General features: G+C 34.7%; 27 protein-coding genes. 7 read left to right on the forward strand and 20 right to left on the reverse strand.

The window, feature by feature from the left end:
* Positions 1–69: 69 nt before the first annotated feature.
* The 9 genes from DN393_RS05900 to DN393_RS05945 all read right to left on the reverse strand — a co-directional run bounded on the left by DN393_RS05900 (position 70) and on the right by DN393_RS05945 (position 11,319).
* Positions 70–942, reverse strand: a complete 873-nt coding sequence (locus tag DN393_RS05900) for an alpha/beta fold hydrolase (RefSeq protein WP_064473809.1) — start codon at positions 940–942, stop codon at positions 70–72.
* Positions 943–1,179: 237 nt separating this feature from the next.
* Positions 1,180–1,434, reverse strand: a complete 255-nt coding sequence (locus DN393_RS05905) for a Phr family secreted Rap phosphatase inhibitor (protein ID WP_064473808.1) — start codon at positions 1,432–1,434, stop codon at positions 1,180–1,182.
* Positions 1,434–2,528 carry a response regulator aspartate phosphatase gene (locus DN393_RS05910; protein ID WP_064473807.1) on the reverse strand — a complete coding sequence of 365 codons (1,095 nt, stop codon included), beginning with the start codon at positions 2,526–2,528 and terminating at the stop codon, positions 1,434–1,436. Before DN393_RS05910 ends, DN393_RS05905 begins: the two co-directional genes overlap by 1 nt.
* A gap of 188 nt (positions 2,529–2,716) precedes the next feature.
* Positions 2,717–3,694, reverse strand: a complete 978-nt coding sequence (locus DN393_RS05915) for a ring-cleaving dioxygenase (RefSeq protein ID WP_064473806.1) — start codon at positions 3,692–3,694, stop codon at positions 2,717–2,719.
* A gap of 27 nt (positions 3,695–3,721) precedes the next feature.
* Complete coding sequence (locus DN393_RS05920; protein WP_103656028.1) at positions 3,722–4,669, reverse strand: ring-cleaving dioxygenase; 948 nt, start codon at positions 4,667–4,669, stop codon at positions 3,722–3,724.
* A 676-nt stretch (positions 4,670–5,345) separates the two neighbouring features.
* Entirely contained in the window at positions 5,346–5,675 is a 330-nt protein-coding gene (locus tag DN393_RS05925; RefSeq protein WP_000566281.1) for a hypothetical protein, read from the reverse strand.
* A gap of 495 nt (positions 5,676–6,170) precedes the next feature.
* On the reverse strand, positions 6,171–7,115 hold the full coding sequence (yhaM, locus tag DN393_RS05935) for a 3'-5' exoribonuclease YhaM (RefSeq protein ID WP_064473804.1): 945 nt from the start codon (positions 7,113–7,115) through the stop codon (positions 6,171–6,173).
* Positions 7,116–7,156: 41 nt separating this feature from the next.
* Positions 7,157–10,081 (reverse strand): ATP-binding protein, encoded by a 2,925-nt coding sequence (locus DN393_RS05940; protein ID WP_103656027.1) that lies wholly within the window; start codon positions 10,079–10,081, stop codon positions 7,157–7,159.
* Positions 10,078–11,319: a metallophosphoesterase family protein gene (locus tag DN393_RS05945; RefSeq protein WP_064473802.1), complete on the reverse strand. Its 1,242-nt coding sequence runs from the start codon at positions 11,317–11,319 to the stop codon at positions 10,078–10,080. The genes DN393_RS05940 and DN393_RS05945 overlap by 4 nt, the downstream gene beginning before the upstream one ends.
* Before the next feature lie 334 nt (positions 11,320–11,653).
* On the opposite strand from DN393_RS05945, the gene DN393_RS05950 reads away from it, so the two are divergent.
* Positions 11,654–11,839 (forward strand): YhzD family protein, encoded by a 186-nt coding sequence (locus tag DN393_RS05950; protein WP_000539550.1) that lies wholly within the window; start codon positions 11,654–11,656, stop codon positions 11,837–11,839.
* A 24-nt stretch (positions 11,840–11,863) separates the two neighbouring features.
* On the opposite strand, the gene DN393_RS05955 is transcribed toward DN393_RS05950, so the two are convergent.
* Positions 11,864–12,226 carry a hypothetical protein gene (locus DN393_RS05955; protein ID WP_000582796.1) on the reverse strand — a complete coding sequence of 121 codons (363 nt, stop codon included), beginning with the start codon at positions 12,224–12,226 and terminating at the stop codon, positions 11,864–11,866.
* A 153-nt stretch (positions 12,227–12,379) separates the two neighbouring features.
* Here DN393_RS05955 and DN393_RS05960 point away from each other — a divergent pair, with 153 nt between their 5' ends.
* Positions 12,380–12,520 (forward strand): YflJ family protein, encoded by a 141-nt coding sequence (locus DN393_RS05960; protein ID WP_000273536.1) that lies wholly within the window; start codon positions 12,380–12,382, stop codon positions 12,518–12,520.
* A 66-nt stretch (positions 12,521–12,586) separates the two neighbouring features.
* Here DN393_RS05960 and DN393_RS05965 read toward each other — a convergent pair whose 3' ends face one another.
* From DN393_RS05965 to DN393_RS05980, 4 genes are all read right to left on the reverse strand, one after another.
* Complete coding sequence (locus DN393_RS05965) at positions 12,587–12,985, reverse strand: hypothetical protein (RefSeq protein WP_064473801.1); 399 nt, start codon at positions 12,983–12,985, stop codon at positions 12,587–12,589.
* Between the two features lie 104 nt (positions 12,986–13,089).
* Positions 13,090–13,524 carry a hypothetical protein gene (locus tag DN393_RS05970; protein ID WP_064473800.1) on the reverse strand — a complete coding sequence of 145 codons (435 nt, stop codon included), beginning with the start codon at positions 13,522–13,524 and terminating at the stop codon, positions 13,090–13,092.
* Positions 13,525–13,683: 159 nt separating this feature from the next.
* Positions 13,684–14,328, reverse strand: a complete 645-nt coding sequence (locus tag DN393_RS05975) for a response regulator (RefSeq protein ID WP_064473799.1) — start codon at positions 14,326–14,328, stop codon at positions 13,684–13,686.
* Positions 14,318–15,535 (reverse strand): sensor histidine kinase, encoded by a 1,218-nt coding sequence (locus DN393_RS05980; protein WP_098103373.1) that lies wholly within the window; start codon positions 15,533–15,535, stop codon positions 14,318–14,320. The genes DN393_RS05975 and DN393_RS05980 overlap by 11 nt, the downstream gene beginning before the upstream one ends.
* Positions 15,536–15,884: 349 nt before the next feature.
* On the opposite strand from DN393_RS05980, the gene DN393_RS05985 reads away from it, so the two are divergent.
* Both DN393_RS05985 and DN393_RS05990 read left to right on the forward strand, forming a co-directional pair.
* Entirely contained in the window at positions 15,885–16,880 is a 996-nt protein-coding gene (locus tag DN393_RS05985; RefSeq protein ID WP_064473797.1) for a zinc-dependent alcohol dehydrogenase family protein, read from the forward strand.
* Between the two features lie 117 nt (positions 16,881–16,997).
* Complete coding sequence (locus tag DN393_RS05990; RefSeq protein WP_064473796.1) at positions 16,998–17,303, forward strand: hypothetical protein; 306 nt, start codon at positions 16,998–17,000, stop codon at positions 17,301–17,303.
* Between the two features lie 791 nt (positions 17,304–18,094).
* Here the strand turns inward: DN393_RS05990 and DN393_RS05995 are convergent.
* The 4 genes from DN393_RS05995 to DN393_RS31420 all read right to left on the reverse strand — a co-directional run bounded on the left by DN393_RS05995 (position 18,095) and on the right by DN393_RS31420 (position 19,622).
* Entirely contained in the window at positions 18,095–18,406 is a 312-nt protein-coding gene (locus DN393_RS05995) for a YbjQ family protein (protein ID WP_000637510.1), read from the reverse strand.
* A 138-nt stretch (positions 18,407–18,544) separates the two neighbouring features.
* Positions 18,545–18,748: a DUF4028 family protein gene (locus DN393_RS06000; protein WP_064473795.1), complete on the reverse strand. Its 204-nt coding sequence runs from the start codon at positions 18,746–18,748 to the stop codon at positions 18,545–18,547.
* 166 nt (positions 18,749–18,914) lie between these two features.
* Positions 18,915–19,445: a general stress protein gene (locus DN393_RS06005; protein ID WP_001100080.1), complete on the reverse strand. Its 531-nt coding sequence runs from the start codon at positions 19,443–19,445 to the stop codon at positions 18,915–18,917.
* 36 nt (positions 19,446–19,481) lie between these two features.
* A complete protein-coding gene (locus DN393_RS31420; protein ID WP_001004564.1) occupies positions 19,482–19,622 on the reverse strand; it encodes a hypothetical protein in 141 nt (46 codons plus the stop codon).
* Between the two features lie 222 nt (positions 19,623–19,844).
* On the opposite strand from DN393_RS31420, the gene DN393_RS06010 reads away from it, so the two are divergent.
* The 3 genes from DN393_RS06010 to DN393_RS06020 all read left to right on the forward strand — a co-directional run bounded on the left by DN393_RS06010 (position 19,845) and on the right by DN393_RS06020 (position 23,865).
* The gene (locus DN393_RS06010) at positions 19,845–20,096 is read left to right on the forward strand and encodes a hypothetical protein (protein ID WP_064473794.1); all 252 of its coding nucleotides are present in this window, start codon (positions 19,845–19,847) and stop codon (positions 20,094–20,096) included.
* Between the two features lie 204 nt (positions 20,097–20,300).
* The gene (locus DN393_RS06015; protein WP_149173363.1) at positions 20,301–22,991 is read left to right on the forward strand and encodes a response regulator; all 2,691 of its coding nucleotides are present in this window, start codon (positions 20,301–20,303) and stop codon (positions 22,989–22,991) included.
* A gap of 16 nt (positions 22,992–23,007) precedes the next feature.
* Positions 23,008–23,865: a CheR family methyltransferase gene (locus tag DN393_RS06020; RefSeq protein WP_064473792.1), complete on the forward strand. Its 858-nt coding sequence runs from the start codon at positions 23,008–23,010 to the stop codon at positions 23,863–23,865.
* Between the two features lie 39 nt (positions 23,866–23,904).
* On the opposite strand, the gene DN393_RS06025 is transcribed toward DN393_RS06020, so the two are convergent.
* Positions 23,905–25,047 carry a fused response regulator/phosphatase gene (locus tag DN393_RS06025; protein WP_149173364.1) on the reverse strand — a complete coding sequence of 381 codons (1,143 nt, stop codon included), beginning with the start codon at positions 25,045–25,047 and terminating at the stop codon, positions 23,905–23,907.
* A 324-nt stretch (positions 25,048–25,371) separates the two neighbouring features.
* Positions 25,372–25,812: a ferritin-like domain-containing protein gene (locus DN393_RS06030; protein WP_149173365.1), complete on the reverse strand. Its 441-nt coding sequence runs from the start codon at positions 25,810–25,812 to the stop codon at positions 25,372–25,374.
* Positions 25,813–25,850 lie beyond the last annotated feature (38 nt).

Genomic DNA, 25,850 nt, shown 5'->3' on the forward strand with positions numbered 1-25,850 from the left:
CATTCCTTTCCTTAGACAAGCCTTATTAGTTTCACTGTATGAGGAAAGAAGTGGATTTATGCTTAAAATTTATTGCGGATTCTTCGCGAAGAACGCTTGTACATATTCCATAAACTCTATTGGTTCCTGACGAAACGGTGCGTGGTATCCTTTTTCAATGATATGAAACGTACTATTTGCAAATAGCTCATGATACAGTTCACCATTTTTCCAAGAAACGCTCTTATCGTGTCGTCCCCATATAATTAAAGTCGGCACCTTAATTTTATCGGCTTCCATCGCAATGCGGCGCTCTCTCATTTTCGTCAGTTGATCATAATGCTCTTTATCATCGCGACTATTTTTCACTGCATTTTTATTATAATCTGTAATCTCTGTTACAGTTTGTAAGTCCGTTGATAGCGGTGGCACTTCATAGCTTTCTTTTTGCTGGAAAGACTCTATCCCTGTAGAATCCGCTAAAACGAGATGCGTTACTGCATCCGGATATAAATACGCTAAATTTAGAGACATCTCTCCGCCCATCGAATGACCCAGTACTGCGAATTGATCGTATCCGAGTTTCTTCATTAACTTATAATATAAATTCACTTGCGCAGGAAACGAATACTGAAAATCAACCGGCTTCGAAGAACGTCCAAATCCTAAAATATCAACCGCGATAATCGTATGGTCCTTTACAAGTTCCGGATAAATATCACTAAACCCATCTGAAGAACCACCAAACCCGTGAAGCATAAGTAAAGGCGGCTTCCCCTCACCAATTTGCTTAAAGTAAATCGTCTGCCCATCAATTTGCGCCATACTCTCTTTCGTATGCAGCTTCATCACAACAGTATTTTTCACTTCTCCAACCTTCGCAATCGGCTTATCAACGAAGTTACATACAATTAACAAAACGAGCACAATACCGCTAATGAAATAAAATTTAAACCGTTTCAAAATTCCCGTCTCCTTTCTCAAGTTGCTACTTAAAGTTTTTACATTATTTGGTTGTTTTATGATTATTTTTAACTGTAACCACGATAGTTACAATTATACTAAAAAAATATTACTCATTGCCATTAGTGATGGTTACTTTGTAACTATTATAGTTACATATTTAAAGTAAGTCAATTCTTTTTACGACCAAAAAGAAAAGGGACCTCGTTATGAGGTCCCTTCACTTTATTATTTAATTTAAAAATGGTCAGCGTGTGAGTCTTGCTTGCTAATACCGCCACCGTCACCTTTATTGAAGTTGGCCGGTGCTCCTCCATCGCCTCTATTATCTGCTGGTGCTCCACCTGTCTCTCCAATGTTAACGTAGTCTGGTCTTGCTGGTGCTGGAACATCACCGTGCTCCGCTTGTTGTACAAAAGAACTATTTAAACCGACAGATACAATACCAACTAACACTATACTAGTTACAGCCATACCTATTTTTTTAAACATTATTTTAATGCTCCTCTCTCTATCTTCTTCTCTTTTGCCTGTAATGCTTTGTAAAAATAATCACTTGCTTTCATGTAATTAGCATCCTCACGAAACTTTATTGCAAGTTTTTCCACATATTCCTGAGTGTAACTATATAAAGATTCTTTATCAAAATAAGTAATTCCTTTAAGGATAATCTGCTCTAATTCTTTAATAGGAACATTACCATTTACTGCTTTTAAAATACTAAAATGATGTATATACTCTTCATTTTCTAACTCCATACAAATATTTAATCCTCTATCAATTAATTCTTCAGCAATGTTTGTTTCTCCCAGTTTAAAATGTTCCCTAGCTTGTAGGAAAATCGCTTTGAAATGTGCTGGGAATTTCTCTGTTACTTCCGAAAGATGTCGAATAGCTAGTGCAGAAAGGTTTTGACTTGCGTATAGCCATCCTAAATTATGACGTACCCTTAAAAGCAATATAGCGTTATCCTGTTTTTGTAGAATATCTATCGCTGAATTTAGACACTCTTCTGCTTGTTCATATTGCTTTATTTGTATGGCAGTTAGTCCTAAAAGATTTTGAGATAAAGCAATATTCATATCTTGTCCTGATTGTTTTGAAAAAATTTCTTTAGCTTTATTTACATATTTCATTGTATTCATTGGTTGCCTTGTATTGTAGAAAAATGCAGAAAGACGATAACAGAATTCCCCATATTCTAATTCATCAGGAATATATTTTATTAGTGTTTTGGCCTTCTCATAACATCTACTTGCATCATTGTAATTTGATATTAGAGTTGCATGCATTGCCTTAAAAAAATAATAGTAATATGACAAACGATTTTCAGACGTTTTATAAATTTCATCAATTTTATCAAAACTATTTTTAGTAATTTGTAAGCCATCCGCCAGCACTTTATATCTAAAATCTAATAAAGAGTAATATAGCCATAAATCCCCATCCTCTTTTACATTAGAAAATTCACTCTCAATATCTTCCTTCATTTCCCTAGCTTTCTCTATATCTTGCTGCAACATTACACGATACCAATCATCTAAAGGATGTTTCATTTGCTCCCGTGTTACTACATCTGCTCCCATACACTCGCATCCCCTTTTCTCCAAACTTACAAAATTAGGATATTTATACAATTATTCAAATTGTATATCACCACCTCTTTTCTATGTATTGAAAAACAATTGTCAGAAAATTTTATAGCCCAAATAAAAAAGCAAGCAGTTCCAGCGATCCGCTAAAACTACTTGCTCTCCTACTTATTATTTCTATTTTACTCTTTAATAAATTCCTTCGTACTTCTTACTGTATCAATTGGACGAACTAATTTTTCAATTTCTTCACGCTTTGGCTCTAGGAACGGAGGTAATGATAACTTTTCGCCAAGTGTTTCGTATGGCTCATCCCCCATAAATCCTGGGCCGTCTGTTGCAAATTCAAATAAAATTTGTGGTGCTACTCTTGCGTATAATGACTCGAAGAAGTGACGATCTACATATCCAGATGACGGAAGTTGGGCGCTACCGATTCTCTCAATCCACTCTTCTAATACAGCGCGATCTTCTACGCGGAATGCAGCATGGTGCACTGTACCAAAGCCTTGTTGTGCTTCCGGAAGAACCGTATTATGTTCTACAATGACAGAAGCACCGTTTCCGCCTTCGTTTACTTCAAATAAATAGAATTCTCCTTCTTGCGCAATCTCTTTAAATAATAGAACTTTTTCTAACACTTCTTTGAAGAAACTAAAGTTTGCGATACGAATAAATACAGGGCCTAAGCCAGTAATTGCATATTCTAATGGAACTGGACCGTTTTGCCATGGTGTACCTGATTCGATCCCTTTATCTAATTCATCAGAGATTAATTGATAGTGTTGATCATCGAAATCAACGAAAGAAAGAGTTTTCTTACCAAATTGCTCTTTAATGCCTGTATGTTCTACTTCAAGACGGTCAAAGCGTTTTACCCAATATGCTAACGCTGCATCAGTTGGCACTCGGAATGAAGTTTTTGAAATTTCATTTGTACCGTGTACTCCTTTTGGAATACCTGGGAAGTCAAAGAATGTCATATCTGTTCCTGCACTACCTTTATCATCTGCAAAGAATAAATGATACGTTTGAATATCATCTTGGTTTACTGTTTTTTTAACTAAACGCATTCCTAAAACGTGAGTGAAAAACTCATAGTTCTTTTCTGCACTACTTGTAATTGCTGTAACGTGGTGAATTCCTTTTAATTGGTTCATTTTATATTCCTCCAATGGTTTTTAATTTTATATTTTCTCTTCAATAGGTGCTAATTTCGCTTCAATTTCTGCTCGCTGATCTTCTAAGAACGGCGGTAAATCAAGTTTTCCTCCTAAATGTTCTACATCTCCATCAACTGTAAATCCTGGTCCATCTGTCGCAATTTCAAATAGGATTCCGTTTGATTCGCGGAAGTATAAGCTTTTAAAATAGAAACGATCGATAATGCCAGAAGAATGGAAACCTTTTTGTATCACCTGTTCTTCCCAATAAGCTAGCTCTGCATCGTTTTTTACACGAATTGCTAAATGGTGAATGCTACCGCGGCCCGGCTTTTCAGTAGGACCATCTAAATATTTCACAACGATTTCTCCGAAGGCTTCTCCTTTAATAGACTGGAAAACCGCTTCTTCATCGCTTCGGCTAACTTCTGTATAACCAAATATATCTGTTAATGTATTCGCCAGTTTATCAAGTCTACGCACTGTCATTTCCACAGAACCCATTCCTTGAATTTGATGCTGTGCAGGAACTTCGGATTTCTCCCACGTTTCCCAGTGCTCTACTTTTTCTCCGTTTGAAACGAGTAGTACGAGACGAAGACCTTCCGCATCCTCAAATTGCAAAGCAAGACGATTTGCATATGTTGTTATTTCACTATGTTCCACACCAAGTTTCTCAAATCGTTCTTTCCAGTAATGTAAGCTTTCCTCTGAAGGAACGAGTAATCCGATTCGAGTAATTGCATTCGTACCACGGTACGTTTTTCCTACTAAAGGCATTTCAAAAAATGATAGTTCCGTACCTGGACTTCCTGTTCTATCTCCGTAAAATAAGTGATACATGGATGGATCATCTTGGTTTACCGTCATTTTCACACGGCGTAAACCAAGTACGTTTTTATAAAAATGGTTATTCTCACTTCCGTTTTTTGTAACCATTGAAATGTGATGATGCCCTTTAATTTCATACATTGTTTATTCCTCCGTTTCATTTTACTAATCAAGTGATAACTAAAAAATAATATTTCCAACAAATAATATGGTTATTAACTTTTCAATTTATGCTTATTATGTTTTTGTAAATTCATCTTAGTTTTTACTGAATAAGTTACTTCGTTTTTTTAATCGAAAGCAATTGAGTGTATGTTTTTCATATGACTCAATCGCTTTCGTTACTATCACTTTACAACTCAAGTGATTAAAAAGCAAGTTATTTATCTCAAATTCGAGATATTTTTTATTGCATAAAATTTCGGACTAAAAACACAAGAAATTCTTGGTTTGGAGACATTATAAAATTCATAAGTTGATGGATGTAGGATATCGCCAGCATTCAAAAAACACGCTAAGAGTATGCAAGGTTTTTTACAGTTTTTCAGCTAATTCAGTAACAAACAGAAATCTTAAAATCCCCTTCAGGATAGAAATGTATAAAAAAATGTATAGATTCATAGAGCAGAAAAAGAGGGTTCCCTTGTGAGAGCAGGCTTCTCCTTTTTCCTTGCTACCGATAATGAGACGTTATGTTAACCTCATATGTATAGAATATACAGTTAACTAAAAATGAAAAGTTTACATTTGAAAATGAACAATAAAAAACAGTAGTGTATAAAATCACTACTGTTTTTTATTGTTTCTTATAAGTGAATTATTTGTATTCCTGTCTATATAATTTAAACGAATAAATAGCTCCAACGAAGAATACAAAGGCTTCAAATAATATAAAGATTTGACGGAAATTCTCGATATCTTTACCAACTAAAGAAATAAATATGCAATTCATTAGAATTTGAGTAGTAAACATACAAGAAATAATTTTAAAATAAATAGCATTTGTTCTTTCATCTGGTTTACCAATTTTTTTATAAATAATAATAAGTGCAATTACTGAACCCAAAAATAGAAGTGCTGTAAGTCCTACAACGATATTGAAATTGCCTGTACTTTCTAACATCCATTTGTTTAATAGATCAATCATTATTATCTTCCTTTCCTACATAAGAGAATATTTCGTTCTTCTTTTTCACTATAATAAAAAAAGAAAAAGGAAAACATCGAACTTTCTTACAAACATTCGTGTATTCTTACAGTTTTGTCATTTTGTAAATATATTCACCGCCTTGCCTTTCGCTAACTGGCGGTTCAGCTTGGCGAAAGCTAAAAACCCGCCGAAAATAAGAGCCAGGAAATGAAATTTATATTGCCTAATGCTTAAAACTACTTCCTATATCGAAAATTATGTAAATAAGCTGCCCATATGGGCAGCTTATTGTATTTTTTGCTTAGCATATTTTTCTGAAATGCTGGCGGTACTCACCTAAAAAGTTGCTATGCTCCCATTCTAGTGGCAAGATATGTTTTATTAGTTCTTCGTTACACCCATGCGTACTTCTTAACTATTTTATTTCATTTTCAATAAAAAACAGCCTCACTAAGCTTATTAACACTTAATGAGGCCATTTGATTCACATTATTAATTATGGAACGTCGGTTTATAGAACGAACGATTATCAAGTGCAAAGACACGCTCTGTGTATTCGCCTGGTTTTGTGCGTCCTAATGCGCGGTCCATCATGTTCATTTTTGCATCTAAGTTATCGATGTAGTGCAGAATTTCTGCTTCTTTTACTAATGGTGGTTTTGGGCTACCCCATTCTGCTTTTCCGTGGTGAGAAAGAACGATGTGTTGAAGAATTAATACTTCTTCTGCATCGATGTTCAGCTCATCTGCTGCTTTACCAATTTCGTTCACCATAATAGAAATGTGGCCTAATAAATTTCCTTCTAACGTGTATGTTGTGGAAATTGGACCAGATAATTCGATTACTTTACCAAGGTCGTGTAAAATAACGCCCGCATATAGTAAGTCTTTATCTAACGATGGGTATAAAGCCGCAATAGCTTTCGCTAAATCAAGCATCGATACGACGTGATAAGCTAGTCCAGATACGAACTCGTGATGGTTCTTTGTCGCTGCTGGATATTCTAAAAATTCGTTTTGGTGCTTATTTAACAAATGTCTTGTTAGACGCTGAATGTTTGGGTTTCTCATTTCAAATATGTATTGCGTAATTTTTTCGACCATATCTTCTTTTTTCACTGGTGCTTTTTCTACGAAATCTGAGATGTCCGTTACTTCATTTTCATTCGCAACTCGGATTTGTTTCACGCGTAATTGAATACGTCCTTTGTAGTTTAAAATATCACCAGCTACTTTAACGATTGTTTCTGCTACATATTGTTTCTCAACTTCTGGTGATACGTCCCATAGCTTCGCTTCAATATCTCCACTTGGATCTTGTAAGATTACTGTTAAAAATGGCTTTCCATTGCTTGCTAAACCTTTTGTCGCTGTTTTAATTAACAAGAAAACATCGACTTGTTCACCAACTTCATATTCTGCAATTTTCTTTTTCATTCGAATTCCTCCACCAAATCAATTACTTTTAGTATAGCATACTACAACTCATTTTCTTTACGCTTATGCGTTAATTTTATAATCTGTTTTTCTGTAAAATACGTTAGTAAATGCACATGGCATGTAAAGAAGATTACTTGTCTATCTTGCGCAATTTCCTTTATTAGTTCAATTGTGCGATTTGTCCTTACCCCATCAAAATGTACGAAACTATCATCAATAATAAACGGATAGTCATGCTCAAATGTTTTCGCTAATGCAAATCGTAACGATAAATATAACTGCTCCGCTGTCGCTTGGCTTAGTTCATGACTGTAAAAACGCATACCGTCGTTACGCTCAACGATGAACGGTTCCGCCTCTGACGGTGAAAAGATTTTACTATATCGTCCGCCTGTTAAATAGACGAAATACTCTTCTGATTTTTGTAAAATACGAGGAAGATGTACTTCATGATAATATTGCTTCGTTTTCGTTAACACTGTCTTTGCGGCCGCATACGCAGCCCACTTCTTCACTTGTTCACGTACTTGCGCTTTTTTCATTTCCCATTCATGCAATAAATCACCGTACGTACTACCTTCTTCTAAATTCGCAATTTCCATACGATGTTTCGCCATGCGCTCTGTCAGTTCTTTCTCTTTCGTAAGACAGTTTTGTGCAACTGTCAGTTCTTGCTTTAATTTTTCCTCATAACCGTCAGCCTCATAATGTTCAGCTAATGATAAACTCGTTAAACGCTGTTCTAACAAATCAATTTGCGGTAATAAACGCCCTACTTGCTTCTCAGCATCTTCACGTTTTTCCGATAGTTTACCTGCTTCTAAAAACATCTCTTCATCAGTAGAATGTGCGATATGCCATAAACTATCTCGCTCTACTAACAGTTGTTTCAATTGCTCTTGCATGAACTCATATTCTTCTTGCCATTCCGTAAGCTTCTCTTTTAACTGCTTACAAGTTTGGCGCTTTTCTTTCTCATTTTGCATACGGCTTTGTGCCTCGTGCAGCTTACTATACTCCGCACTACCGATAACAGTTTCTAGTTTATGTTCAAATTGCGAAATCATTTCATATAATGAAGATTTCCGAGCGCTTTGTTTCTCTAACTCACGATATAATTGCTGCATTTTTTCCATACGTTCAAACGCTGGCAATATGTGTGCATACGTATAAAATTCAGGGAACATATAGCGCATTTTATACACATCTACTTGTTCGCTAGTGCGGAACGTTTCTCTCTCCCATTCCTCATACGATGAAACGACTTTATCATACGCTCGTTCCATTTGTTGTAACTTATACGACTCGCGCTCAAATAGCTTCCGAATCTCTTCATCTTTTTCTAACTGATAGCGAACAGACATCGCTTCTTCACTTTGTCTCCCGCCAGCACTTTGCTGAAGAGTAAGAAACTCTTCTTGTAATCCACTTGACGGATCTTTATATAAAACGAGGGCCAGAACAATCCCTACAAAAATAATGACACTAATAAATAAGAGTAGGCGGTTATCTATAAATAAACTCGTGAATAAAACAAGCGTGTTAATAATAAGTAACAGAAGACAAACTCTTTGCCACTGCTTTTTCTTTTGCATAGCTGCTCCTGCTTTTTCCTCATACTTGCGCTTCATTCTCTCTGCGCCCATACCGATAAACGCCGCATCTTGGAACGACTTCTCTTTCTCCGCTAACGTATTTCGCTCTTCCTCCGCTAACATTTGTTGCTTAATCTGTCTTATGTTTTCTTCTTGTTCTTCTAATTGCTCCTGCGCCACTTTAAAACGGTCATCGAGCTGCGCTTTTTGCGTTTCTAGTTCGCGCGCCTTTTGCACTGCTTGGGTAATTAACTCTTTCGTTGCCAAACTCATATCAAACGAAAGAACTGTTTCTTTTTCAAAAGTAGCACCGATTTGTTGCTCTAGCTCCGTAAGTTCTTCTTTTATATTCGTAATCGTTCCTGTCATATCACGCATTTCTTGGCGTGCATTTTCGTAAGACATGTGCTGCATACGAAGTTCTTCTACATAACTTTCTTTTTGTAAAAACTCTTCATCTATTTGAATCGATTCCATTTCCGATTGCACATTCTCTATTTTTTTATAGAGCGAATCAACTTGTAATTGGAGCGGCTCCATCTTCGCCTTAATCGCTTCATAACGCGCCATCCCGTTTACAGGAAATTGCCCGCTCTCGTTTTGTAACACTTTCTCATGCGCACGCTTTTCAATAACGAGAGGCTCAAGCGCAGCTAATATTTCATAATCTTGCTTTCGCTTTTCTGCACTCTCTTTTTCCACGCGAACAGCAGCAAGTTTCTCTTCACTTTCTTTTAACTGCTCCACTTGCTTTTCATACGTGCCAATTTTCCCTTGCCACTCTTTCATCTTCTCTTCAAGCTTCTTCATCTCTTGCAGTGACACGTTAATTTCTGGTTTACGACCACTCGGCTTAAAGCGCTGATCCATTTCTTTTTCTAGCTTTTTATCTAGCTGTAATAACGCATCACTTCCGACTGCACTTGCCGAAAATAAATAATTGCCGATATCCGCTTCGCCTAGCTGGTGAATATTTTGAAGACCGTGCATATCAAATGAAAAGACAGATTCAAATAAACTTTCATTCATCCCGCTTAGTATGTCCTGTAAAATTTCTTCGCCGCCCGTTTTTCCGTCTTCAAAATAAACGGTCACCTCACCAGCTGCCGTCTTTGGCAATCGTTCAATTTTCAAACGACCGTACTTCTCTGTTTGCACAGTCATCGCACCGCCATACTTGCCGCCTTCTTTCGGCTCATAACGGCGCTGTCCTCTCGTCGGAAAACCGAATAAAATACTTTTCATAAACGAGCGAATTGTCGATTTCCCCGCTTCATTTTCACCGTACAGCACCGTCAGCATTGAAAGATCCATTTCCACATTTTCTAATTTTCCGTACCCATAAATATGGAGTTTTTCAATTCTCATTTTTTATCCCTCTCTTGCTGGAATAATTGCTCTAAAATAATATTTTCCGCTTCCTTTTGAATCTCTTTCTTCTCTTCTTCTGTAAAAGATTCAATACTATTACGCGCTACAGGAGATGTCCAAATCGTGCGCAACACACCGTCCATATTAGTGAACGCTTCTAACTCTTTTAGCACACTACCGACGAAATGATTTTCTTCTTTCAAACGCTCGATTTCCGCAAAAGAAACCGTCTCATTTTTCCACTTCATCGCATATACGAAATCTTTTCGCTCTTCTCCCGCTGCTAAAATATGAAAAATCTCTTCCGCGCGCTTGTCATCACGTAAATAAGGAGAAAGTGGGCCCTGCCCTGTAAATATGACAGTTAATAGTGTCCCTTCTTCTTCTCTTCGGCATTCATTCATCATGGTTGATATCACCGTCATAAGTTCATCAACAGTTTCCAGTCCATCGATACTCACTTCTACCTCATCCCACACAACATCCGCTGTATGGAAAAATGAACATTGCGTTCCCTGTTTCGTAAGTTCAATAAGATACGCGCCCTTCTCTCCAGTTTCCTTACGATGACGCCCTTGTATATTCCCTGGATAAATAATGCACGGCTCTTCTAATAAAATTTCACGTTTATGTATATGACCAAGAGCCCAATAATCAAACTGCTTTTCTTTCAGCTCACGAATTTGAAACGGTGCATAGCGATTATGCTCTGCATCTCCTTCCACACTTCCGTGAAGCATGCCAATATGAAAAGGCGCATCACTCATTTTCATATACTGCGCTGTCATATTATCCGTTACCGCTTGCTGTAAATAACTAAACCCGTAAATAGAAGCGAATAGCTCACCATTTTTATAAAATGATTTCTCTTCTACATAAGGCTCCGTAAACACATGAACATTTTCCGGAAACTCAATTGCTGCCCAGCTTCCCCCTAAATGATCGTGGTTACCGTGAATAATAAAAACAGGGATATCGTACTGCGACAGTCTCTTCATTTGCTCGCGCACAAACACTTGCGCCCTCAAACTTCTCGTCTCCGCATCATACAAATCCCCGGCTAGTAATACGAAATCAACGCGCTCTTGAATCGCTTTATCAATAATACGTTCGAACGATTCAAACGTACTTTGTTTCATTCTCTCCCAAACAGACTGTGGTACATTCATCTCCATCCCTTTAAACGGACTATCCAAATGCAAATCAGCCGCATGTATAAACTTCACTTGTTTCACAAATAACGATCCTTTCTATATTTCAAAAGTTTCATTTTATCAATATTAAAATTGCTGAAAACTTTAATAAGTAGGCATGAATAGACTCCCCAATAGTTACAGTTTCACCTTACCCCGTATTAACGGGCAGTAGACAAAGAAGCTTATCTGAAAGTTAACTGCCCATAAATACCCGATTGGTTCAACTAATAATAAGCAGGGGATAAAAAACTCCCCTGCTTATTAAAGTTTCACTTTATTGTAACACGCAATGTCATATATTTCTTTGCATATTCTAGTGATTTATGCCAAAATAGTTATAAGATTCTGATTTTTATTATTGGAGGGAATTTTCATGGGAGTATACGTTCTAACAGTCTTTGAAAAAGATGGTTCAAAAGCATTAGATGAATCATTCGAGGCGGCAACTGAAAAAGAAGCGAAAGCAAAAGGTGAATCTATTTTACAAGAAAAAGGATTGCACGAAAAAACACATCGCTGTACATCTTCTGCAGGTAAGCTCGTTTTATTCCAGCGCTAAAAAAGAAGCGTCATCCGCTTCTTTTTACTCTACTATATCTTCGTCACACCACGTAAACACCACATCTAGAATGCGATTACCGATACGTACGCGCTTATTCCATTTTCCTGTTTGGATCTGATGTTGCAATTCTGCTTTCATCTTTTCCGTCCAGTCGTGAATCGTTTCACTACCGGCGTACGGATATACGCTCGGAAACTCTTCCTGCAGTAGATGCAAGCTCTCTGCATCAAAATGAAAATGGAAGAAGTAGTTTGCTGTAAGCGATGGTTCTTGCAATCGTAAAAAATGATCATCAACTTGCTTTCTATTCCTATAGAAAGTAAAGATATTCACTTTACCGCTCGTAATTTGGTCAATTTGAATTTCGTGCTTCTCTATAATCACGTCTTGTCCACCTCGTTATATACTATCCTTAGTATATATGTCTTTTGCAACAAAGTTAACCATTTTCGCGCGAAATTCATTTCCTTCATTAATACCCGTACCTCCAAGTATGATCAGAACAAACAAAAAACAAAGTTGAAGGGGAGCGATCACATGTATTTCGGAAGCAAAGGTTGGTATGTAAAAGAACTTAAAAAATTAGGTATTCGTACTTACGAAGGTAAAAAACTAGAATCATATCGTACGCATGTGTTATCTAGTTTACTTGAGAGAATGAAGAAGGCTTCGGCTTAATTGATGTAGGAAGCAACTACGGTTGCTTCCTTTTTATTTAGTAAATAAAAAGAAAATCATCATACCTTAACTTATTAACTTTACCGTTATACTTCCTTGATAGAAACCACCCATTATCAACTGAATCTCTAGTACCAAATACTCTTCCAGATAATCATTTGTATATATTTTAAATTCTCCATACTTATTAACTCGTCCGCTTCCAACATACATATCACCACTTGTTATGATAATTGTTGAATGAGGTTCTGCACGGCCCCATATACGACTATTACTATAGTCCAAAGCATCCACATTTATTTTTTGATGAATATTATTAACTGAATCTCTACATTTATTTTCACACAAATTAACATTGCTTTCTTCCGCCCTCGAAAGTGCTCGATTCCTGCTAGTCTTTTCTGAAGAGAAAGCAACATTCCCCAGCCAATTAAACCTATCAAATATAGTAATAGGTAAAAACATCTAAGTTAACTCCCCCCATTCTTCCAATACGTTCTTCTCATTTTTATGAACTTATAACAATACATTTTATGTTGGGATAAAAGAAAACAGCTTTGATTTCCTATTCAATTTCGCACTGTTAATTTGTACAGAACACATAGAATACTGTTTTTCACCCCAGATGCCATGACAACACTACATAAAAGAAACCACGGTCCATTAAATGTAAATCCATCTTCAAATATATTAATAATAATTATGTTGCCAATTATTAAGAGAATCCATGAAATGGAATACTGTTTTCCATTTGTAATATATAAAATTCCATCCTCATAACAGACTGTAATTCCCCCACCTTGCCAAACACCAATAGCGAAAGAAAAAAGCATAACTGCCAATAACTCTGCTTGTAAATCTCTAGTCATTGGTTGCGGCGCCGTATAAGTAATAATCCCTATCATCATGAGAAAAGTAATAATATGTATCCAGTTTAATTTTGTTTGTTTGCTTTGCAGCCAAATAAAGAAAATTACTACAGAAATTAAAAACAAAGTTGCCATTTAATTATTCTTCTTCCTTTCCCACATTAAAAACGTCTGTGTAACGCAATTAGAGCGTTCTTAAATCTCTCATACTTTCTAAAGCATAACATGAGAAAGAAATAAAAAAATCGTACAAAAGGGCAAGCCTATAATGTACGATTGGGCATATATAATGTTTTAAAAATGAATTAATTTCCTTTCAATAGATACAGCTACTGCTTCTGACCTTGAATTAACACCTAATTTATTGTATATATTTGTTAAATACGCTTTTACCGTTCGCTCAGCTATTCCCATATCGAATGCAATTTCTTTATTCTTATTTCCACGCGCAATAGCTTTCAACACAAACAATTCTTTTTCTGTTAAGTTATTTTCTTCAACCATATTAGCATGTATTTCTTTCCTTTTATAATTCACTATCTTTTCCATAATATTGGGTTGTAGTAATATCTCACCTCGAATAGCCGCTTCCAATGTTCGAAACAAATTCTCACGATCCGTATCTTTTAGCAAATATCCTTTTGCCCCTAACTCAATTCCCTTTAACATTAATTCATCTTCGTTATAAGTAGTTAATATAATAATCGGCGTATGGTTTTGTTTTTCATTCAAAGCCTCAATTGTTTCTAAACCACTCATTTTAGGCATATTCAAATCCATTAAAATAACATCAGGTTTCTTTTTTTCTATGAAAGAAAGGGCTTCTTCTCCGTTTGCAGCCTCACCTATAATTTGAAATGAATCACTCGTTTCTATTATTAATTTCAGACCTTCTCTTACAACGAAATGATCATCCACAATTAATACGTTATACTTCATGGCTATCTCCTTCATGATTGATAGGTACTTGAATATACACTTTCGTACCCTTCATCTTTTCACTCAATATATGTATTTCTCCATTCATCAATCGAACACGCTCATTTAAGCCAATTAAGCCGTAATGTCCAGGATTCTTACCGATATCTCCAGTGTCAAAACCAATTCCATTATCTTCAACTTCAATAGTAAGTTTTTCAAGATCATCGATATATTCAACTTTTAAATTTACCTCTGTTGCCTGCGAATGTTTTGCGATATTCGTTAAACATTCACTAATTACATATAAGCAGTGCTCTTTTACTACGCTTGAAATATGCGGAGGGCTTTGAATAGTAAATCTCACGTGTATAGACGTAGCCTCAGAAAAACGTTGAACTTCTTCCTCTACTGCTTTATTAAATGAATTGGTAGTATGACGCAAATCATCAATAACCAGCCTTGCATCATGTAAAGTTTGTCTCGCTCTTATCATAGTTTGTTTCATAATCTCTTGAGATCGCACTGTATTCCCTTTTTGCATATGGGCATCTATTGCTTCCAATTGCATAATTAAGCTCGCTACACCTTGCGCTAACGTATCATGTAAATCTCTTGCCATTCGCTGTCTTTCATTAGCTAATGTCAATTCTTCCACTCTCATATATGCAGACTCTAACTCTTGAATATAACTCTGTATACGATTACGTGCATCAAATTGCTGCTTATTAATATAAGAAAAAGGAATAATAATTGCTAACACTAAAAGAAACATAGAAATAAGAATAGCTAATTTATTCACACCATAATTTATACTAATTGCAGTACAAAATATGGCGTACATAAGAGTAAAAACTGCTATTACTTTAAATATATTGTGATAAACATATAGACTTTGGGCAATTAAAATAGGTGTTAATCCAACAAAAATTGCTATCGAAGCATTTGGTACAATAAATGCAGCCAAAAACACAATGAAAAGTTGTACAAAAAAGAAGTATAACAATTGCCTATTCCTTAATGAACTAGCATACCAATGAAAAACAGTATGAATAACAATGACTATTGTAAAGAAGAAACTATCCATTGAGAGAATACTATTACGAAATTCTAAAAGCATTGAAGCTATATATACGAGTGTAATCCATAAAATAATAAACCTTCTTGGAATAAATACCGCTTCCAATACATTTTTATCCAAATCTATATTTGAATTTATTTTTTTCATATTCGACCTCCACCATTATATTATACAAGATACAGCTTACATTTTGATAAAGTGAAGGCTTTTACATACAGCCCGACTCCCACAAATAGCGGGATAAGTCACTTATTCCTCTTCATCCTCATTACCAAATACAAATATTAATTATTGTATATCGAAATGCATTGATATTTATGTAAGATTATTATTCAGCAATGCTACATAATTAATGTATATTTTAAAAGTTTGCACAATCAAAATCTCCTCAAAGTATAAACGACGACTTTCTGTTCCCTTTTACTTAGTGCTAATGAAATAATCATTTAAACTGAAAATGCTATAATAAACCCAATCAAACTAAGGGGGCACATTTATCTTGCACGGAAAACACATTCGATTTCATGAGTTTGGGAACCCAAAAGATGTATTACAAGTTGAATATAAAAATATAGAACCATTAAAAGATAATGAAGTTTTAATCCGTATGTTAGTTAGACCGATCAATCCATCTGACTTAATTCCCATAACCGGAGCATACGCTCATAGAATCCCTTTACCTAACATACCTGGTTATGAAGGTGTTGGTATTGTCGAAGATGTAGGTACGGGCGTTACTAGAGAGCTTATCGGTAAACGTGTTTTACCGTTACGAGGCGAAGGTACTTGGCAAGAGTATGTGAAGACATCAGCTGATTTTGTAGTCCCTATTCCTGATTCCATCGATGATTTCACAGCGGCACAAATGTATATTAATCCACTTACGGCATGGGTTACATGTACAGAAACGTTAAACTTACAGCGTAATGACGTTTTATTAGTGAATGCTTGCGGATCCGCTATTGGACATTTATTTGCACAGTTATCACAAATTTTAAACTTCCGATTAATTGCTATTACAAGAAATAATAAGCATACAGAAGAATTACTACGCCTTGGTGCTAAGTATGTAATTGATACTTCCACTGCCCCACTTTATGAAACAGTTATGGAATTAACAAACGGGCTCGGTGCGGATGCTGCGATTGATTCTATCGGAGGACCAGATGGAAATGCATTAGCTTTCTCCTTACGTCCAAACGGGCACTTTTTAACGATCGGTCTTCTATCAGGAATACAAGTGAACTGGGCAGAGATTGTCACGAAAGCAAAAGTGCACGCGAACATATTTCACTTACGACATTGGAATAAAGAAGTGTCACCATATAAATGGCAAGAAACGTTTCATCACTTAATTCGTTTAGTAGAAAATAAGCAATTACGTTTTATGACGGTACATTCTACGTATGACTTAGCGGATGTGAAAGCAGCAGTTGATGTCGTGCAGTCTGCTGAGAAAACGAAAGGGAAAGTGTTTTTGACGAGTTATTAAATGCAATTGAAGAAGTCTTTTTGATTGACCTTTTAAATAGACTAAATAATACGTTTAGAAACATATAATTATAAACACCTGGTATAATTCCATTAAAAGGTAAAAGGAGATTTTCACATGTGGTTCATTTCGGCAATCGCGCCTGTTGTAATAGTTGGTGGAATTGTAGTATTTGTAATGAAAAGATTGGAACATAAATATAAGAACGGAAAATTAGGTAAGAAAAAATCTCAAAAAGCTCAACTGTTATTAAATAGTTTCATACCTATGGGAATGCTTGTTGGCTGTATGATCGGTTTGATTTTCGGTATGTTTTTCCCGGACTTCTCCCTGCTTTCAGTTAGTTTAGGGGCCGGAATAGGCTATTTATTTGGTTATTTCGCCTATGAAATTTATAGTAAGACAGGAGATAATTTTTCATAATCCAAAAAGAATAATCAGGACAGTACATAGTAGTCATATACAATATGTACTGTCCTTTACTTTTGCATCAATGCTATCACCTTGCCTTTCACATCCTATACACCTTTTTTATTGATTTTCCTCTCCTCCCTCTTTTGTATATCCACTTTTTTATTTTCATTGGATCTATACCCATAGTAAAGTAGAGCACATGTAATAACTGAACCTACAATATATCCTAAAAAACATCCTAACCAAAACATAATGTGACTGCCTCCAATGCTTTATAAATTTTATGTAATACAACGCCTTACATGCTCAATCGTTTATTTCTATAAACTATACACCCTCTAAAGTTATTCATACCATTATTTCTCCCCTTACCTCAAATAACAATTTTATTATTTATCATAAAGTTGACACTCTCATTATACATATATAAAGATTGTTGTACTTCTTACTTTTCTCCTTGAAAACAATATATACTACATTTGAAATAAGCGGGTACGTCTGCTTATTGTCTAAATTCCCGTGCAATATCCCCTCACGAAATGCTAGGAGCAATCCTAGCATTTTATACAATAACGTTTGACGAAAAAGTTTTGGCCACTTTAAACATATGTAAATTATAGTTTCTTTTCAACTTTATCACTTAAACGGTTATATCATTTGAGTAAGCTAGTACATTCGCCCTCATCTTATTTTTTCCACTTATAAAAATCCATCCTCTCTTCTTCATTTTAACTTTAATCATGAAACAAAAAAATCCCCTCAAAGCATCAACTTCAAGGGGGAGCCTGTTTTTCATTTACTTATATACGTACAGCTGTACCACTGACAGCAACCATTAACATTCCATCACGAACAACCTCGTAATCTACGTCAATACCAACGATAGCGTTCGCACCTTTTTGTTTTGCAAGTTCTTTCATTTCATCCATTGCGATATCACGAGCTTCTTTTAGCTTGCTTTCGTAAGAACCAGCACGACCACCGACAACATCACGAACGGAAGCGAATAAGTCGCGGACAATATTTGCACCCATAATAGCTTCACCATTTACAATATCAATATACTCAATAATTTCTTTACCTTGAATTCCAGACGTTGTTGTTACAATCATGACTGACACTCTCCTAATAAGTTGTAATTTTTTAATGCGCTTTCTTATGTCTTTATTATGACACGGAAAAAGTATCTAATCTATTGAATTACCTTACAGGAGTGTGACAATTTTGTAAGATTAAAGCGCCTATTATGCTTAATAAATTGCTTTAACATTCGGATACATAAATGATTCTCTATTTTCTTTCCAATCCTTTTCTACTTCTTTAAAAGTTGGTCGCCCTACTTCTTCCTTGTTTTTCTGTTTATGAAACCATTTCTTTACATACTTCTCCCCATTTTGATTTTGAACTGTACAAAGGAAACTATTACTACTATCCTTTACTATTTTTACAATCACGAAAAGACACCTCTTTCCTTTTTAATATCATAATAGAACTTGATCTTTTACTATAAGCCCTTCCTCTCTTATAGTCATACGACTCCTCGGCCGCGCCAAAGTTGTAAGATCAAAAAACGATATTCACTATGTTTATATTTTGCATCATTGATATGTGAAGTAAATATTATTTAAAGAAATCAGAGTTATAAGCATTATGCTTATCAAATATTTTATAGATTTCTAACTTATCATCTAATTTTGCATCTACTAAAATTAATATATTTCCATCGTAAATGTATTCTTCATATTTCTTAGCATGTTCTTCGGGAATTCCTAATCCGATAAATGCTCCTATTAAACTTCCAGCTCCTCCGCCTATACCGGCCCCTCCAATAGCTGCTGCGATAGGTCCCGCTGCTACGATTGGACCCATTCCAGAAACGGCAAGTATACCAAGACCTGTTAATAAACCACCGAGTCCGCCTGCTACTCCTCCTGCCACAAGCCCTGTCGCTGAAAAGATATCCGCTTTATGTGCAGTTTCATGATTCACTTTTTCACCCGATTTTTCTTCCAGATGTTCAATTTCCTTTTGATCCTTCGCAATAGCTGAAATATTATCCGCCGAGTATCCTTTATCATTTAATTCATTAATAACACATGCCGCATCATCAATTGTTCTAAAAACACCTACTATTTTTCTATCTACATTCATAACTATTAACCTCCTAAAATTTTATATAGTGTATCTTTATCTTTCTTCATTTCTGTATACACTAATCTTCTTATTAACATAACCATTTACGAAAAAAGCGAATAATAAAAGGATTACAAGCGAACTACTTAACAAGTAAATTAAATCAAATGTAATATCAATCATCATTTCATTCATGTATACCAGACTCCTTTTTATTTAAAGTAAAAGTATATTTTTATAGACTAGAAATCTTATAATTCATCTTCAGTCAATCTCTTTGTAGTATATGTATACCCTTCGTAACCCTTTCTAAACCTAAAATACTATAATTATATTTTTTCTTATTTATATGTTTAACATTTTTTAAAACGGGTATGTTTATATTGTTATGCTTACTATATGGAAGGGAATATTTCGATGCATGCAATCCAATCTACTACTATTCTTTATAATGAAACACCTACAATAACGCAGATTCATCATTTTTATGCTTTAATGACAACATTTCAAACTAATTTATTTATAAGTAAACATGGAACACTTACTTCTATTAAAAGCTTAAGCACATTAATATCCTTTTTCCTTACTGTAAAAAAGAGAGAGCTTGTATTATTTATCTTTGAAGGAATAGATGCAAAAAAAGCTTTAAGCACACTCTTTCCTTCTTAAAAGTTTTATTATCCCCCGATTCCCTCGATCGTTACTTTTCATATATGTTTATATTTCAAAATGATTTCCTCTATTCAAAACGAGACCCCCTTATACAATAGGGGGATTTCTAGTTTGGCCTTATGAAAACTGATATAATATATATTACGTTTTTCATTCTTTACAATAGAAAACTTTTAATAACCTTGAAGGTAGGAATTTTTAATGAAATCGAAAGCAAAATTTAGTATTCGCTACAAAATTATGGCTGGTTATTTAGTTATGATTTTGTTCTTACTTATTTCTTTCATTATGTTAAACAATGAGATTTCCAATCTACAAAAATCTCGTAATTTTATTATTGATCACGATTTTAAAGTTCTTAATTTAACGAATCAAGTGGAGAAAGAATTGCTAACAATTGAAAATAAAGCGAAAGGATTTATTACTTCTAATGATGTAAATTACGTTCAATCCCTTAACACTGCGGAAAAGGATTACGAAAAACATTATCAAGATCTTTTTGCTCTATTAGAGGATAACCCCTCTCAGCAAGAAAAATTAAAACAGATTAATGAAAACATCAATAGTTGGATTAATAAAGAGATTCACCCATTCATTACAAATCACAATAGTAATAACATACAAGCAATCGACACGACTCAAATTCAGTCATTACAATCGCAGATAACTAACTTCCGTGGTGTAGAGGAGCAACTAACGAAAAAAAGAGCTGCACAATTAGATACTGAAAATAATAAATTAGAGATTTGGTTATACAGTTTATTGTTCTTACTTTCTTGTATTTCTATTATCATTTCACTCTATATTTCGAATTCCATTACAAAAACGATTAAAAATGTAATTCAAGCTATTAAATCCATTTCTTCTAAAGAAAAAATTACTGAAAGAATTCATGTAAACACGCGGGATGAAATAAAAGATCTTGCTCATACAACGAACCACCTACTAGACGAAATATCTAAAAGAGAGTGGTTACAAACCGAGCTTGCAGAATTAATTTTAATGTATCAAGGTGTACCTTCTATTGAGATGTTAGGTAAAAAAATTCTTAGTGGAGTTATACAAAAAACGCAAACCTCTTGCGGTGCATTTTATGTACGTGAAGAAATTGAAGAAACTGTCTACTATGTGAAAAAAGCTTCTTTCGCCGATCAAGGTTCTGATGTCGGAAAACAATCCATTAAAATGGGTGAAGGTTTAATTGGGCAATGTGCTTTAGAAAAACAAATCTTTATTCTTCGAGAAATACCAGAAGAATTTCGTTATGTCACTAGCGGCCTATTAGAAATACGCCCTCAAAACCTACTAGTCATCCCTATCTTATTTGAAGATGAAGTGATTGCAGTAATGGAGTTAGTAAGTGTAACTGAGATTTCAGACTTACATCAAGATTTAATTCAACAAACTGTTGATAACCTAGGTTTAACGATCCATAGTATTATGGGACGTATGCGAATTCAAACTCTTTTACATGAATCACAAGCAATGACAGAAGAGTTACAAGTTCAATCAGAAGAATTGCAAACGCAAGCTGAAGAACTACAAATGCAAGCCGAAGAATTAAGAACAACGAATGAACAACTAGAGTCTAGAACGGAAGAGGCCGAGCAAAAGACAGCTGACTTACAAATTACTAAATCAGAATTAGAAGAAAAAGCAAGTGAGTTATTACGTAGCTCAAAATACAAATCAGAATTTCTAGCAAATATGTCACACGAATTACGCACACCGTTAAATAGTATTTTACTATTATCTGAAATGTTAAAAGAAAATCATGATAATCATTTATCCGATGATGAAATTGAATTAGCGACCGTTATTCATTCATCAGGGAAAGATTTACTTACTTTAATTAATGACATACTAGATTTATCTAAAGTAGAAGCCGGAAAACTAGATGTGATTTTTGAAGCAACGAACATAAGTGACATGGCAGCAAATATGCAGCAAAACTTTTTACATATAGCTGCACAAAAAAATGTTGAATTTATGATTGAAGACAGTGATACGATTCCTGATTTGTTTTACACAGATGCAAAACGGATTGAACAAATTATTAAAAACTTATTATCCAATGCATTTAAATTCACGGAAAAAGGATCCGTCACTTTACATTTCGATTCGATAGAAACAACTAATTTGAGTCATGATATGCAGTATATAAGTAAAGATTGGATGACAATTTCAGTAAAAGATACTGGTATTGGTATTGCAAAAGAACAGCATCAACTCATTTTCGAAGCCTTTCAACAGGCAGATGGCGCAACGATTCGAAAATATGGTGGTACAGGCTTAGGGTTATCTATTTGTAAAGAGTTTGCTAGATTATTAGGTGGTTGGATTACGTTAGAGAGTAACGTAGGAGAAGGCAGTACTTTCACCGTATATATCCCTAACCTTCCAAATGGGTTAACTGATATACAAGTATCCAATTTAGAAGTCGCAGCAACGATAGAAGATGTTATTCCTGCTGAAGTTATTGAGGAAACTATTGTGACGGCAGAAACAAATAACGTCTTCCAAGAGAAAACTATTTTAATTGTCGATGATGATCATCGAAATATATTTGCATTACAAAATGCATTAGAAAAACAACATGCCAACATTATTACTGCACAAAACGGCATAGAGTGTTTAGAAATACTAAAAAACAATACAAATATTGACCTTATCTTAATGGATATTATGATGCCGAATATGGACGGTTATGAAACGATGGAACATATCCGAATGAACTTACGGTTACATGAAGTACCTATTATCGCACTAACTGCTAAAGCAATGCCAAATGATAAAGAAAAATGTTTATCTGCTGGCGCTTCAGATTATATAAGTAAACCATTAAATTTACATCAACTCTATTCAGTAATGAGTGTATGGTTAATAAAATAAGTGAGGTTTAGTTTAAGTGGAAAATAAGTATTATAATTTTGACCCATCTGTAGATATGGATAAGCGCACGAACTTAGAAATTGAATTACTATTGGAAGCGGTATTTAAACTATCTGGCTTTGATTTTCGCCAATATGCTCGCACATCTATTTATAGAAGAATTTGTAATAGAATGCAGCTCTCTAATATCCCTACCATTTCAAAATTAATTGAAAAAGTAATTCATGAGGAAGGGTTTTTAGAACAGTTATTAAATGATTTCTCCATTAACGTAACTGAAATGTTCCGTAACCCTGCTTTTTTTAAGGCACTAAGAGAGCATGTGATTCCTGAATTAAAAAAGTATCCTGAAATTAGAATTTGGCACGCTGGATGCGCAACCGGTGAAGAAGTATTATCAATGTCCATCTTACTTCACGAAGAAGGATTAAGTGAAAAAGCTGTTATTTACGCAACAGATATGAATACAAATGTGTTAGAAAAAGCAAAACAAGGCATCCTTCCGTTAAATAAAATGCAAACTTATACGAAAAACTATTTACAAGCTGGCGGTACACAAGCATTTTCTAACTATTATTCAACAGATAGTCGTTTTGCTTATTTTAATCCATCCCTGTTACAAAACATTATTTTTGCGCAGCATAATTTAGTAACCGATCAATCTTTTAACGAATTTCATATTATACTTTGCCGTAACGTTTTAATTTACTTTACAGGTAAACTTCAAAACCAAGTACAGCAACTATTTTATGAAAGTTTAGGCCACAATGGATTCCTATGTTTAGGAAATAAAGAAACTCTTCGTTTTTCACATATAATGCCGCATTATATCCAGTTTAATCCTAACGAACAAATCTATCAAAAAATACAATAAAAAGCGTATGAAATCCTCTGTTTGGATTTCATACGCTTTTTATTTCGCATTCGTTTGTATCATAATTAGGCACATATCATCTGATTGTGTTTTCTTCTGTTCTTCCTTATAAAACCCTTCTATCTCTTCTTCTAAATCTCCCCATTTTCTTTCTGTAAAAGCACGTAATTTCTCTTCAGACTCAAATTCATCATTTGCAATTGCTTCAAGAACACCATCTGTAAACAGTGCGATTTGAGCGTTCTTCTCAAAATGTATAACTGTCTTTTCAACTTTTATTTCATCAAAAAATCCTACCGCACAACTCCCGCGATTTAGTTCCACTACATTCGCTTCATCAACTAAAACGTACCCAGAAGGATGTCCTGCATTTACATATTCAATTGTTCTCTTTTCTGTATCCACTACTAAGTATATCGCTGTAAAATAATATGGGATATTGTCATTTTCATTATGTAAAAGGGTCATATATTTATTTAAGTCTTTAATGACAAGTTCTGGATCGATTAAACATTTAATCGATTCACGTAATGCAGACGAGATAAACATACAAACTAATGAAGCAGATACACCATGTCCCATCACATCTAATAATATAATACCATAGCGGTTTTCATCGATTTTATACCAATAATACATATCTCCAGCTAGTTTGAATGAAGGTAAGTAACTTGCTTCAATTTTTATATGATCTTCTCTTAATGGGCTACTTAATAAGTTTCTTTGTACTTGTGTAGCTAAATCTAATTCATTACGAAGGTTTTCTTCTTGTTCTTTATGCCAATTTAATTCCGATTTCAAGCGTAATGCTACACGCATACGCGCTAACAATTCAACTTTATTTATAGGTTTCGTAATATAATCCATTGCGCCTATATCAAGCGCTTCAGCTAATTTATTCGCATCTTCTAAAGCTGTTACAAAAATAATAGGAATATCTTTACACTTCTCCTCATTTTGTAATCGCCTACAAACTTCAAGTCCGTCAATTTCAGGCATCATAATATCTAATAGTATTAAATCAATTTCATTATGCCTGGAAGAATCTCTTCCAAAATGGATGTATTCGAAAAGCTCTTGTGCAGAATTAAGCGATACAAGATCCTGATATCCGGCTTGTTTTAAAATTTTTTCAATTACAAAAATGTTAACCGGATTATCATCGACAATTAAAATGGACACAAGTTATTTCCCCTTTTCTTATTTAAAATGTAAATCTATTATCATTTTCTATTTTTCTAGTATTGCATACTCAGTTACAAAATGAAAATTTCCTACTCAAACATATTTATACAGCAAAAGAACAAACCCCCTAGAAATGAGGGTTTGTTCTTTCACTCTATAAAGTGAAACTTTAATCAGTGGGGGGTTCTTCATCCCCCACTGATTATTAGTTGAACCAATCGGACTTTTATGGGCAGTTGATCCCCCACCTAAATTCTTTGCTTTCGCTGCATTTTGAGGTGGGGGTCTTACTGCCCATTAAAGTGGGGTAAATTTCCACTATTAATTTAACACCATCGCTTTGTCTTTTAAAAGACGATCTAATTCTTCCATATGATTTGTTTCATCTGCGATCATATCTTCTAACTTTACAACTAACTCTGTCATATTTAATTTCGCTGCCTGTTCTTTTCTCGTTTCATAGCGCTTAATTGTTTCATATTCTGCTTTTCTAGCTTCTTCTAACATTTCTCTAACATCTTCTACTTGTTTCACTGGTAAAGGGATCGTAGTAGGTGTACCACCTAGCGTCTTAATTTTCTCCGCTAAATATAAGGCATGTCCTTGTTCATCACTAATTTCAGATTCAAAGAAAGGTTTTAACACTTGTCTATATATACCAGAAACTGTAGCTGCATTATGGTTATACATTATAATTGCCGAGTATTCTCCTGCTAAATCTTCGTTCAATCCTTCGATTAGTTCTTTCACATCGTGTGACATTTTAATATCTCCTCCTATACTTAATAACTACCCCTTTT

This window comes from Bacillus sp. BPN334 (assembly GCF_008368885.1).
Classification (GTDB): domain Bacteria; phylum Bacillota; class Bacilli; order Bacillales; family Bacillaceae_G; genus Bacillus_A; species Bacillus_A wiedmannii.